Source organism: Micromonospora sp. ATLC16 (genome assembly GCF_057196645.1).
Window position 1 is genome coordinate 202,139 of sequence record NZ_JBXUOW010000001.1, and the last position, 11,468, is coordinate 213,606.

Annotated in this window: 12 protein-coding genes and 1 pseudogene; 10 read left to right on the forward strand and 3 right to left on the reverse strand. The window is 72.4% G+C overall.

Annotated elements, in window-relative coordinates; translation table 11 throughout:
• Nucleotides 1-188 precede the first annotated feature (188 nt).
• The 5 genes and pseudogenes from AC2CHE_RS01005 to AC2CHE_RS01025 all read left to right on the forward strand — a co-directional run.
• A pseudogene (locus AC2CHE_RS01005) lies at nt 189-905 on the forward strand (type II secretion system F family protein); the annotation flags it as partial.
• A gap of 149 nt (nt 906-1,054) precedes the next feature.
• Complete coding sequence (locus AC2CHE_RS01010; RefSeq protein WP_484503028.1) at nt 1,055-1,762, forward strand: type II secretion system F family protein; 708 nt, start codon at nt 1,055-1,057, stop codon at nt 1,760-1,762.
• A gap of 62 nt (nt 1,763-1,824) precedes the next feature.
• Nucleotides 1,825-1,953 carry a DUF4244 domain-containing protein gene (locus tag AC2CHE_RS01015; protein WP_205808979.1) on the forward strand — a complete coding sequence of 43 codons (129 nt, stop codon included), beginning with the start codon at nt 1,825-1,827 and terminating at the stop codon, nt 1,951-1,953.
• A gap of 47 nt (nt 1,954-2,000) precedes the next feature.
• Nucleotides 2,001-2,318 carry a TadE family type IV pilus minor pilin gene (locus tag AC2CHE_RS01020; RefSeq protein ID WP_484503029.1) on the forward strand — a complete coding sequence of 106 codons (318 nt, stop codon included), beginning with the start codon at nt 2,001-2,003 and terminating at the stop codon, nt 2,316-2,318.
• Nucleotides 2,319-2,362: 44 nt separating this feature from the next.
• Entirely contained in the window at nt 2,363-2,791 is a 429-nt protein-coding gene (locus AC2CHE_RS01025; protein ID WP_484503030.1) for an Rv3654c family TadE-like protein, read from the forward strand.
• 109 nt (nt 2,792-2,900) lie between these two features.
• On the opposite strand, the gene AC2CHE_RS01030 is transcribed toward AC2CHE_RS01025, so the two are convergent.
• The 3 genes from AC2CHE_RS01030 to AC2CHE_RS01040 form a co-directional block, all read right to left on the reverse strand.
• Entirely contained in the window at nt 2,901-3,479 is a 579-nt protein-coding gene (locus tag AC2CHE_RS01030) for an LURP-one-related family protein (protein ID WP_484502958.1), read from the reverse strand.
• Between the two features lie 71 nt (nt 3,480-3,550).
• Complete coding sequence (locus tag AC2CHE_RS01035; protein ID WP_093404067.1) at nt 3,551-3,757, reverse strand: hypothetical protein; 207 nt, start codon at nt 3,755-3,757, stop codon at nt 3,551-3,553.
• 105 nt (nt 3,758-3,862) lie between these two features.
• Nucleotides 3,863-6,358, reverse strand: coding sequence for a DEAD/DEAH box helicase (locus AC2CHE_RS01040; RefSeq protein ID WP_484502959.1), 2,496 nt, complete (start codon nt 6,356-6,358; stop codon nt 3,863-3,865).
• A gap of 139 nt (nt 6,359-6,497) precedes the next feature.
• On the opposite strand from AC2CHE_RS01040, the gene AC2CHE_RS01045 reads away from it, so the two are divergent.
• The 5 genes from AC2CHE_RS01045 to AC2CHE_RS01065 all read left to right on the forward strand — a co-directional run bounded on the left by AC2CHE_RS01045 (nt 6,498) and on the right by AC2CHE_RS01065 (nt 11,375).
• The gene (locus AC2CHE_RS01045) at nt 6,498-6,839 is read left to right on the forward strand and encodes an STAS domain-containing protein (protein WP_484502960.1); all 342 of its coding nucleotides are present in this window, start codon (nt 6,498-6,500) and stop codon (nt 6,837-6,839) included.
• A complete protein-coding gene (locus AC2CHE_RS01050; protein ID WP_484502961.1) occupies nt 6,836-7,273 on the forward strand; it encodes an ATP-binding protein in 438 nt (145 codons plus the stop codon). Before AC2CHE_RS01045 ends, AC2CHE_RS01050 begins: the two co-directional genes overlap by 4 nt.
• Before the next feature lie 305 nt (nt 7,274-7,578).
• Complete coding sequence (locus tag AC2CHE_RS01055; protein ID WP_484502962.1) at nt 7,579-9,957, forward strand: sodium-translocating pyrophosphatase; 2,379 nt, start codon at nt 7,579-7,581, stop codon at nt 9,955-9,957.
• A gap of 117 nt (nt 9,958-10,074) precedes the next feature.
• Nucleotides 10,075-10,617 carry a hypothetical protein gene (locus AC2CHE_RS01060; protein ID WP_484502963.1) on the forward strand — a complete coding sequence of 181 codons (543 nt, stop codon included), beginning with the start codon at nt 10,075-10,077 and terminating at the stop codon, nt 10,615-10,617.
• Entirely contained in the window at nt 10,608-11,375 is a 768-nt protein-coding gene (locus AC2CHE_RS01065) for a hypothetical protein (protein ID WP_484502964.1), read from the forward strand. Before AC2CHE_RS01060 ends, AC2CHE_RS01065 begins: the two co-directional genes overlap by 10 nt.
• The last annotated feature ends 93 nt before the right edge of the window (nt 11,376-11,468 follow it).

Genomic DNA, 11,468 nt, shown 5'->3' on the forward strand with positions numbered 1-11,468 from the left:
CGACGGCAGGGTCGCTCGGCACGGCGGTGCCGGACGAGGATCAGATCGCCGCAGGCGGCACCGATCACCTGGCACCGGCCGACCTCCGCGAGCAGGCCGACCTGCGTGAACAGGCCGACCTGCGTGAACAGGCCGACCTGCGTGAACAGGCCGATCAGCGCTCGACGGGGATGAGCCGACCGGCGGCGCTGCTCGTGAGGCCACGACCCATCCTGGTGCTGACCTGCCTGGTCGGCGCGGCGGTCGGCGGGCTGCTCGCCGGTCCGGTGGCGGCGACGGCGCTGGCCGGCTACGGCACCCTGGGGGTGCGGGCGATCCGCCGTCGGGCAACTGTGGGCCGGGCCGACCGGGAGCGCCGGGAACGGCTGGATCAGCTGTCTGCCCTGGCCGGGGACCTGCGGGTCGGTCTGCCGGTGCCGGTGGCCGCGCAGGTGCTGACCAATTCGCTTCCCAGCGCCACTTCAGGTGCGGCGCCACCGGTCCGGCCGGACGAGGCCGACGCCGGTCAGCCCGTCGGGTCCGAGCTGTGTCTGGCCGACGAAGGCGCGCCCGGTTCGGCGGGAGACCGCCTCGGGCGACTGGCCGGGGCTGCGGTGCGGCTGGCTGAACGTACGGGAGCGCCGTTGGCCGATCTGGTGGAGCGGATCGAGGCCGATGCCCGGGCGACGGACCGAGGGTTGGCTGCGGCCACGGCCCAGGCGTCCGGTGCCCGGGCCACTGCCTGGTTGCTGGCTGCTCTGCCGCTGGGCGGGATCGGCCTCGGCTACGGGATCGGGGTGGACCCACTTCGGGTGCTGCTGCACACCCCGGTCGGCGGCGCTTGCGCGATCGCTGCCGTGGGCCTTCAGGTGACCGGGCTGCTCTGGGCGGAGCGTCTCTCGGCCACCTCGTCCGGGGACAGCTGATGTCCGGGACGCCACTGGTCGCCTGTGGTCTGGCCGGTGCAACCCTGGCCGCCGCGCTCGCGGTCGGCCGATACCGGCCCCGGCGTCGGTTGCGCCGGTTGTCCAGAAACGTGACGGCCAGCCGAACAGGTCAGCGGTTCTGGAGTTCGATGCCCCGACAGCCCAGGTGGCGTGGGGCGTCACCGACCGTCGCGCGGGACGGTTCAGCTGGCGGGACCTCGGCACATGCTCCGGCAGCCGAGGCACGAGGGTCGAGCCAGTGGCGGCCCGACCTGGTCCGGCTGACCGCATGGCTGTCCGGGCTGGCGGTGGCGGTGCTGATCGAAGGCTGGGCCGGCCCGGTGGCGGCACTGCCCACGGCGGTGCTGCTCGACCGGCTGCTCCGGCGGATCGAGCCGCCGGCCGTACGCCGTGACCGACTGCGTGCCGCAGCCGACCTACCACTCGCCGCTGACCTGCTGGCGGCGGCGCTGCGGGCCGGGGCACCCGTCGAACGTTCGGTGCTCGCAGTGGCTGACGCGCTTGGCGGGCCGCTGGGCCGGCAGCTTGCCCGGGTCGGTCGGACCCTGCAACTCGGCGGTGGGCCCCCGGAGGCGTGGGGACATCTGGCGGCAGTTCCGGGAGCGCAGCGGGTGGCGACCGCCGCGATCCGCTCGGCGAGCAGCGGCGCCGCCCTGGCAGGAGCGCTCAGCCGGCTCGCCGACGACCTGAGAGCGGACCGGGCCGTCGCGCTCGAGACGGCCGCTCGCCGTTCGGGCGTGCTGATCGTGTTGCCGCTGGGGCTCTGCTTCCTGCCCGCCTTCATTCTCGCCGGTCTGGTGCCGGTGATCGTCGCTGTCCTTGGCGACGTGCTGTGAACCCATCGAGAAAGGACGAACACGTGCGCAGAATTCTCGCCCGCCTTCGCGGGGACGCCGGGATGAACACGGCGGAGTACGCGGTCGGAACGCTCGCCGCGGTGGCCTTCGGCGGCGTCCTGCTCAAGGTGCTGACCTCCGACGGTGTGCAGTCCGCGTTGACCGCCGTCATCGACCGGGCACTGAAGTGACCGGGCGCCGGCCGGCCGGCCACGACCGGGGATCGTTCACGGCCGAGATGGCGGCCGGCCTGCCGGCGCTGGTGCTGCTGCTGCTCACCGGGCTGACCACGATCAACGCGGTGAGCACCAAGGCGGCGTGCCTGGACGCGGCCCGGGAGGCGGCGCTCGCCGCCTCCCGGGGAGAGCCGGGCACCGCCGCCGGCAGCCGGCACGCACCGGCCGGGGCGGAGGTGCTCGTCGCCTCGGACGGTGAGCACGTCCGGGCGACGGTCCGCGCCTCCGTCCGCGCCCTCGGTGCCGATCTGCCCACGATCAGCGTCGTGGCGACGGCCGTCGCGGCGGTCGAGCCGGGTGCGCCGGAGCCGCAACCGTGAGCACCCCCGCAGTTCGCCCTGCCACCACCGCCCCCGGGCGCGGCCTGCACGCGGGTCGGCGGCGTCCTGCCCGGTGGCAGTTTTGGCCGGGGTGGAAGCTGGGCTGGCTGGCCCGGGGGCGAAATCGGGGTGGTGAGCGGGGTGGAGCCACGATCTGCCTGCTCGGCGTGGGGTTGTTGTTCGTCGTGGCGGGCCTGTTCGGCGCGGGTGTGGGAGCGGCTCGGGTGGCGCGGCAGCAGGCCCGGGTGGCCGCCGATCTCGGCGCTCTCGCGGGTGCGGCTCGGGTCCTTCAGGACGAGCCGGTGGCGTGCGCGCGGGCAGCGGAGTTGGTCGCCGCGAACGCTGCCCGGCTGGTGCGGTGCCAGATCGATGGGCTGGACGTGCTGGTCACCACTGAGGTGATCGTGAGCCCGTTGCCGGGAATGACCCGGGCCGCCGAGGTCACCAGCCGGGCCGGCCCGCTGCGCGGCTGACCGCGTACCGGCAAGGGCGGTCGGGTCGGTGGAGATGGACCGGCCCGCTCGACCACGACGTCGAGCGGGCCGGGCCGCGGGGGAGGTGGATCCCAGGTCGGGGCCGGTGTCAGCGGCCCTGGAGGGCGTCGAGGGCGACGGCCATGGCGATCACCAGGCGGCGGTCGATCTGCGGGTTCTGGATCTCGACGACGTATCGGTCGCGCAGACCGAACTTCTTCACCACGGAGAAGACGGGCTGACCGTCCGCGACGAAGTCGAAGTGGTACGGCAACCAGGACAGCGAGTCGACGAAACGGCGCAGCAGTGCCACCGGCATGCTGCGCTCCTGACCGGTGACGTTGGGCAGACCGGCCTGCTCGACGTGCCAGGTCGAGCGGAGCAGCGACTGCGCGAAGTCCTTCCGGAACAGGCCGATCGGGTTGCCGGCGTCGTCGGTGACGTCGTACGTGGCGCCGAGGTCGAGGCGCTGGCGCGCCTTGAAGCCGAGCAGTGGCTGCTGCTTGGACTCGTCGGTGTAGATCGTCACCTGTTCCTTGAAGGCGAGCCGCTTCTGCTGGGCGAACGCCAGCAGCCCACCCTCGGAACCGTCCGGCGTGACGCTGTGCACCTCGTACTGGTTGACCATGAACCGCACGCGCTGGCGGATGTGGAACTGCTGCTGTGCCTGCAAGCTGTCGAGCTGCATGAGAACTCCTCGATTGTGGTGCGCCGGAGTGTCGCACAGTAGGACAACGGCTGCGTTCAGGGTCCGCCGGGTCAGCGGACGCCGTCCACGCCCGACCGGTGCGTCATGGTGGTCAACAGCAGATGGATGGTGCGCAGACGTTCGTTGATCTGATCCAGCCGTTCGGCCTGGGCCAGGGTGGCGAGCGCGGTCCCCAGCGCGATCTGCTGGTTGATGTCGAGCTTCTCCTGATCGATGGTGTAGAGCAGGTCGACGGTCTCGGCGATGGTGTCGGCCACGGCCTCTCCTCCATGCTGGCAAGGACGGTGAACGGCAAGCACGGCGCTCGATGGAAGCGCTCCCACCATCATTGCCCGGTGGCCCCGGTTTTCATACCCGCGACGTCATTCCGGCAGGTTGGCGAGCACCACGTCGAGCACCAGGATCGACTCCGGCTTGGACAGCGGGTTGTTGCCGTTGCCGCACTTGGGTGACTGCACGCAGGACGGGCAGCCGGCCTCGCAGCCGCACTCGGCTATCGCGGCCCGGGTGGCCCGGAGCCAGGACGCCGCCATCCCGTAGGCCCGCTCGGCGAAGCCCGCGCCCCCCGGATGGCCGTCGTAGACGAAGACGGTCGGCGCCTCGGTGTCCGGGTGCACCGCCGTGGAGAGCCCGCCGATGTCCCACCGGTCGCAGGTGGCGACCAACGGCAGCAGCCCGATCGCGGCATGTTCGGCCGCGTGCAACGCTCCCGGCACGTCGGCCGGATCCACCCCGGCGGCGATCAGCGACTCGGGGGAGAGGGTGAACCAGACCGCGACGGTACGCAGCTCACGCGCCGGCAGGTCCAGCGGACGGGTGTCGATCACCTCGCCGGTGGCAATCCGTCGCCGCTGGTAGGAGACCACCTGACTGGTGACGTCCACCTCGCCGAGGAAGAGCCCGACCGGTCCGGCGTCGACGTAGGAACGCACCGAGACCACCGACAGTGAGGTGACGTCGCGGGCGTGGGTGGACCAGTCCGGCTCCTCGGGCCGCACCAGCGCGCATCCGTCGTCCAGGTCGAGCGAGTCGACCACGTACGACACGCCCTGATGCAGGTAGACCGCGCCGGCGTGCAGCAGGAAGTGCGCGGAGCCGCCGTCGACCGTGCCGAGCAGCCGGCCGGTCGCCGCCTCCACCACGCAGACCGGGGCACCGCCCTCGCCGCGCAGATCCACCTCGGGGCGTTCCCGGTGTCGCCAGTACCAGCCGGTGGGCCGTTGGCGCAGCGCGCCCGCCTCGACCAGCGCCGCCACGGCCTCCTTTGCGCCGTCACCGAAAAGTTCCAGGTCGGCCGCGGTCAACGGGGCCTCCGCCGCCGCGCAGGCCAGCTGCGGACCGAGCACGTACGGGTTGGCCGGGTCGAGCACGGTCGCCTCCACCGGCGCACCGAAGACCGCCTCCGGATGGTGCACCAGGTAGGTGTCCAGCGGGTCGTCCCGGGCCACCAGCACCGCGAGGGCCTCCTGACCGGAGCGCCCGGCCCGGCCCGCCTGCTGCCACAGCGACGCCCGGGTGCCCGGATAGCCGCAGATCATGACCGCGTCCAGCCCGATCAGGTCGACCCCCAGCTCCAGAGCATTGGTCGAGGCCAGCCCCAGCAGCTCGCCGTGCAGCAGCGCCCGCTCCAACTCGCGACGCTCCTCGCGCAGGTAGCCGGCCCGGTATGCGGCCACCCGGTCGCCGAGCCCCGGCACCGCCTCGTCGAGACTGCGTCGGGCGCTGGTCGCCACCACCTCGGCACCCCGGCGGGAGCGGACGAAGGCCAGCGTGCGTACCCCGGCGGCGACGGTGTCGGCGAGCAGGTCGGCGGTCTCCCGCAGCGCCGACCGGCGAACCTGGGTCAGATCGGACCCCGGGTCGGGCTCCCCGGACGCACCTGGCCTCCCGGCCCGCTCCCGGCGTGGTGCCGGCGTGGGCGTGGCGGCGGACGGGTCCGGCGGAAGCAACGGCGGCTCCCAGAGGGCGAAGGTGACCCCCGCGCGCGGTGAGGTGTCCTCGGTGACGGCCGTCACCGGGAGGCCGGTCAGCCGGCCGGCCGCCGCGGCCGGATCGCCCGACGTCGCCGAGGCCAGCACGAACGTCGGGCCGGCGGCGCGACCGTACCGGGCACACTGCCGCCGCAGCCGACGCAGCACGTGGGCGACGTGTGAGCCGAACACGCCCCGGTAGACGTGGCACTCGTCCACCACCACGTACGCCAGTCGACGCAGGAAACCGGACCACTGGGCGTGCCCGGGCAGGATGCCGTGGTGCAGCATGTCGGGATTGGTCAGCACGAACCGGGAGTGCCGCCGGATCCACTCCCGCTCGGCGCGCGGGGTGTCGCCGTCGTAGCAGGCCGGGCGTACGCCCTCGATCTCCAACGCGGCGACGGCGCGCAACTGGTCTGCGGCGAGCGCCTTGGTCGGTGCCAGGTAGAGCACGGTGGCGCGCGGGTCGGCGAGCAGCGTGGCCAGCGCCGGCAACTGGTACGCCAGGGACTTGCCGGACGCGGTGCCGGTGGCCACCACGACGTGCTGGCGGTCGTACGCCAGGCCGGCCGCCTCGGCCTGGTGCCGCCACGGTGTCACCACGCCGCGCCGGGCGTACGCCGCGCGCAGTTCCTCCGGTGCCCAGGACGGCCACGGTGCCGCCGCCCCGGGCCGGGGCGGCACCCGCTCGACGTGGGTGACCGGATCGGCGGGGTGCCGCTGGCGTAGCCGGCGCAGCAGTTCTCCGGGCGACACGACCGGCGCGCCGGTGGGGACGTCATCCGGCGGGCCGGCCACGGGAACCGGGCCCGCCGGGTCGGCCGGGACCGCGCCGGGCGGTCGCTCGGGGCCGCTGCCGGCGGATACGGTGGCTGCCGAGGTCACGTCCTGCACTCTCGCACTGGTGTTCGGAAATGGGAAATCGGCGTGCCGGTACGGATGCACCTGCCCCGGTGAGTTGTCGGCCCGACCCTGGGGTAGTGGTTAGATGCCAAGAGACTTTACGGCTGCCTGAGGAGGACGGATGGAGCTGTCACTGGCGACCCGGACCGTGGGTGAGCACACGGTGCTCGAGGTCGGCGGTGAGGTGGACGTCTACACCGCCCCCCGGCTGCGCGAACGGCTTCTGGAACTGATCGAAGCCGGGGCCCGGCACGTGGTCGTCGACCTGGGTCGGGTGGACTTCCTCGACTCCACCGGGCTGGGCGTGCTGGTCGGCGCGCTCAAGCGGCTGCGCTCCGCGGACGGCACCTTCGCGCTGGTCTGCGACAAGGAGCCGTTGCTCAAGATCTTCCGGATCACCGCGCTGGACCAGGTGTTTCCGCTGTACCCGACGGTCGAAGCAGCGACCGGCGCCGGCCAGTGATGGCCACGGTCCGGCTCTCCTTCTCGCCCGCGCCGGTGCACGTGCGTACCGCCCGCCTGGTCGGCGTCGCGGTGGCCCGGCGCGCGGGCGTTCGCGAGGATCTGCTCGACGAGGTCCGCCTGGCCATCGGCGAGGCGTGCACCCGGGCGGTCGCCCTGCACCGCCAGCACGGCGTCGCCGAGTCGGTGCTGGTGGAGATGTCCGACTCGGGGGCGTACTCGGTGCGCGTGGTGGATCGGGCCCCGATCGAGGCGAGCATCGGTCTGGCCGCGCTCGATGCCGACCAGTTGGCCAACGAGTCGCTGAACGAGGACGACCTGACGACCGGGGTCGGCTTCGCTCTGCTCGCCGGATTCGTCGAGGATCTTCAGGTCCGTCCGGTCGACGAGGGTGTCGGCACCGAGGTGCGGATGGTCTGGCCGGTCAACCACTGAACCGAGGGCCCGGCCGCTCCGGCCGACCGCTACCGGATCACCATGGGCCGCTTCCCATATCAGATTTCGGCTGGTAACACAGCGACGGAGATCATCCAGACCCGCCGCCACCTCGGTGTGACCTCGAACACTGCGGGCGGCTAGAGTACGCGGGTTGTCAGCAAGTGATCCACCCGGCACCCAGCGCAGATGGGCGTGAAGCGCTGGTTCGTCGGGTGGATCGGCGCGCGCTTGCGAATTCGCATCCAGGCGCCGGGCGGTGCGTCTCCACCGGCCGGCGCGTTGTTCGGCACAGGAGGACACAGATGTCCGACACCTTGGCCGCCGAGGGCGGCGGGATCTCCCTCACCGGAGCCAATGTCACGTACGTCGTCATTGCCGCAGTGATCGCGCTGGTCGCGCTCGCCTTCGCCGCCGCCTTGACGAAAACGGTGCTGGCCGCCGGCAAGGGCACCACCAACATGCAGGAGATCTCCGGGGCCGTGCAGGAGGGCGCCTCGGCCTACCTGCTCCGGCAGTTCCGGACCCTGGCGATCTTCGTGGTGATCGCCGTGGTGCTGCTGTTCCTGCTGCCGGTGCACGACACCGACGGCAGCGAGACCGCGGTGAAGATCGGTCGCTCGCTCTTCTTCGTGGTCGGTGCCCTGTTCAGTGCCTTCATCGGTGGCGCGGGCATGTGGCTGGCGACCCGGGCCAACCTGCGGGTGGCCGCCGCCGCCCGGGAGCGGGAAGGTGGCCGGGAGTCGGCCATGAAGATCGCCTTCCGGACCGGTGGCGTGGTCGGCTTCCTCACCGTCGGTCTCGGCCTCTTCGGCGCCGCGCTGGTCGTCCTGATCTTCCGGGGTGACGCGCCGACGGTGCTGGAGGGCTTCGGCTTCGGCGCCGCCCTGCTGGCCATGTTCATGCGGGTCGGTGGCGGCATCTTCACCAAGGCCGCCGACGTCGGCGCCGACCTGGTCGGCAAGGTCGAGCAGGGCATCCCCGAGGACGACCCCCGTAACGCCGCCACCATCGCCGACAACGTGGGCGACAACGTCGGCGACTGCGCCGGCATGGCCGCCGACCTCTTCGAGTCGTACGCGGTCACCCTGGTCGCCGCGCTCATCCTCGGTCGGGCCGCGTTCGGCACCGACGGCCTGGTGCTGCCGCTGATCATCTCCACCATCGGGGTGCTGGTCGCCATCATCGGCGTCTTCATCACCCGGCTGCGCGCCACCGACCGCAACGGACTGACCGCGATCAACCGGGCCTTCTACCTCTCCGCGCTGATCTCGGCGGTGCTGGTCGCGCTGGCCTCGTTCGCCTACCTTCAGCCGTCCTGGGCGGCGCAGCTCGGTGACGACTGGCGGGAGACGCTCAACGTCAACGGCGGGGACCCGCTCTTCGGCCCCCGTGGCGTGGTCATCGGCGCGGTGATCATCGGTATCGTGCTGGCCGCCGCCATCCAGGCGCTCACCGGCTACTACACCGAGACCAACCGGCGCCCCGTGCAGGACATCGGCAAGAGTTCGCAGACCGGCGCGGCCACCGTCATCCTCGCCGGCATCAGCGTCGGTCTGGAGTCGGCGGTCTACTCGGCGCTGCTCATCGCCGGCGGTGTGTTCGGCGCGTTCCTGCTGGGCGGCGGTTCGATCACCCTGTCGCTGTTCGCCGTGGCGCTGGCCGGTACCGGCCTGCTCACCACCGTCGGCGTGATCGTCGCCATGGACACGTTCGGCCCGATCTCCGACAACGCCCAGGGTGTGGCCGAGATGTCCGGCGACATCGACGAGCACGGCGCCCGTACGCTCACCGAGCTGGACGCCGTCGGCAACACCACCAAGGCGATCACCAAGGGCATCGCGATCGCCACCGCGGTGCTGGCCGCGACCGCGCTTTTCGGCTCCTACACCGACACGCTGCGAACCGCGTACGCCGACGCCGGGGTGACCGACGTGGGTGCCGAGATCCTGAACGCGTTGAACGTGTCGAACCCGCAGAACCTGGTCGGCCTGATCATCGGTGCGGCGGTGGTGTTCCTCTTCTCCGGTCTGGCCATCAACGCGGTCTCCCGTTCGGCGGGTGCCGTGGTGATGGAGGTCCGTCGGCAGTTCCGCGAGCTGCCCGGAATCATGGACCGCACCCAGCGTCCGGAGTACAGCAAGGTCGTCGACATCTGCACCCGCGATGCACAGCGTGAGCTGCTCACCCCCGGCCTGCTGGCCATCCTGGCGCCGATCGCGGTCGGCTTCGGCCTCGGGCCTGGCGCGCTGGCGTCGTACCTGGCCGGTGCGATCGGTGCCGGCACCCTGATGGCGGTCTTCCTGGCCAACTCCGGTGGCGCCTGGGACAACGCCAAGAAGATGGTCGAGGACGGCGCGTACGGCGGCAAGGGTTCCGAGGCGCACTCCGCGACCGTCATCGGTGACACCGTCGGCGACCCGTTCAAGGACACCGCCGGCCCTGCCATCAACCCGCTGATCAAGGTGATGAATCTGGTGGCGCTGCTGATCGCGCCGGCCGTGGTGGCGTGGAGCGTGGGCGACGACCGCAACGTCGGCCTGCGGGTCACCATCGCGGCGGTGGCGACGCTGATCGTCGTCGCGGCGGTGGTCTTCAGCAAGCGCAAGAGCATCGCGATGGGCGACGACGCCGACAGCGGGTCCGGCAGCGCGGACCCGCGTCCGGAGGAAATCAAGGCCTGACGCGTGGCACACACCGGTCCCCGGTCGGCAGCTGTCTGCCGGCCGGGGACCGGTCGCCTCCGGACCCGGTACCGATGACCGGTGCCGACCGGGGAGAGAAGCCGTACGCTGCAACGCATGCGTACGTGCCGGGCGGCAGCCGCCGGAAAGTTCACGGTGGTCCTGGCCACGCTGATGATGTTGGTCGCCTGCGGCTCCGCTGGCCCCAGCCCGCGGGCCTGGGCCGCCTCGGTCTGTTCGGCGCTCACCCCCTGGCGGGCCGAGATCAGCAAGCTGACCAACAGCACCGATCAGCAGATGACCGCGCAGACCACCCCGGCGCAGGCCAAGGAGAACCTGGTCCGGCTCTTCGGCGGCGCCGAGCAGGCCAGCGAGACCGCCCGGCGCAAGGTGGAGCAGGCCGGAGTGCCCGAGGTCGAGCACGGCGAGGAGGTTACCGCCGGCTTCCGCGCCTCGCTAGCGTCGATGCGGGACGCCTACGGCCGGGCCCGGGTCACCATCGACGGCCTGGGCACCGGTGAGGCCAGCACCTTCTACGACGGGGTCCAGGCCGCCGTGGAAACCCTCCAGCAGGAGTACGACGCCAGCGCGCTGGACACCAGCCGACTCGACTCCGAGGAGTTGAAGCGCGCTTTCGACGAGGTACCCGAATGCCGCTGAGCGGTTCCGGCGAGACACCGGCGGCGCAACCGCTGCCGGTGTCCTTCCCACCGCCCGACGAGACATCACCGGTGCGCCGTCGTCGGCCGAGCGGCCGTCGACGCGCCCCCGCCGACCCGCCGGCCGAGCACGACTCTCCGGACCGCCCGACAACGTCGCCGGTCGACGCCACCGGCAGCGACCGGCAACTGGTCTTCTTCGGCGCGGAGACCGGTGAGCCCTCCGTGGCCGACCTCGCCGGGCTGCTCGCCGGCCCGGGCGAGGTGCACCGGATGGGCGGCACGGCCCGGTTGTCGGTGGTGGTGGCCGCCGCGTGGCGGGTGCACGTGCTCATCGCTGAACTGGCCCAGCGGGGCGTCCGGAGCAGCTGGGGACCCACCGAGGACCAGCGTTACGCGGTGCGGACCACGTACACCCGGACGATCGTGCCGCTCGCGGCGGCCTGGCTGCGCGGCCCGACGCAGCATCCGCCGCCGGGGTTCCAGCTCGACGGCCGGCGGCTGCGCCTCTGGCTGGCCGCGGCCGGTGTGGCCGATCCGCCCGACTTCCTGCTCCACCTCGGCGGTGGCGAACCGGCTCGATGGGCCGCGGTCGGTGCCGCCCTGGCCACGGCCGGGCTGACCGGAGAACTGGTCGAGGCGGGACCGGGTGGGCCCGTGTACCGGATCGCGGGCCGTCGCGGGACGCAGCGGCTGGCCGAGCTGGTCGGTGAGCGCCCGCCCGCGAGCCCGCCCTCGGCCTGGCCGACCCGGGCCTGACGGCCAGGGCGGCTGTCCGATCTGAGACAGCCGGGTGTCGGGGGAACACAGGGAGGATCGGCCGGGTTTGACCTCCACCGAGGGGCTGCCGTG

What these genes read in the sequence shown, in the direction of transcription:
- AC2CHE_RS01010 (WP_484503028.1), top strand. Translation starts at nt 1,055, where the DNA reads ATGCCCCGACAGCCCAGGTGGCGTGGGGCGTCACCGACCGTCGCGCGG.
- AC2CHE_RS01015 (WP_205808979.1), top strand. Translation starts at nt 1,825, where the DNA reads ATGAACACGGCGGAGTACGCGGTCGGAACGCTCGCCGCGGTGGCCTTC.
- AC2CHE_RS01020 (WP_484503029.1), top strand. Translation starts at nt 2,001, where the DNA reads ATGGCGGCCGGCCTGCCGGCGCTGGTGCTGCTGCTGCTCACCGGGCTG.
- AC2CHE_RS01030 (WP_484502958.1), bottom strand. Translation starts at nt 3,479, where the DNA reads ATGCAGCTCGACAGCTTGCAGGCACAGCAGCAGTTCCACATCCGCCAG.
- AC2CHE_RS01045 (WP_484502960.1), top strand. Translation starts at nt 6,498, where the DNA reads ATGGAGCTGTCACTGGCGACCCGGACCGTGGGTGAGCACACGGTGCTC.
- AC2CHE_RS01055 (WP_484502962.1), top strand. Translation starts at nt 7,579, where the DNA reads ATGTCCGACACCTTGGCCGCCGAGGGCGGCGGGATCTCCCTCACCGGA.
- AC2CHE_RS01060 (WP_484502963.1), top strand. Translation starts at nt 10,075, where the DNA reads ATGCGTACGTGCCGGGCGGCAGCCGCCGGAAAGTTCACGGTGGTCCTG.
- AC2CHE_RS01065 (WP_484502964.1), top strand. Translation starts at nt 10,608, where the DNA reads ATGCCGCTGAGCGGTTCCGGCGAGACACCGGCGGCGCAACCGCTGCCG.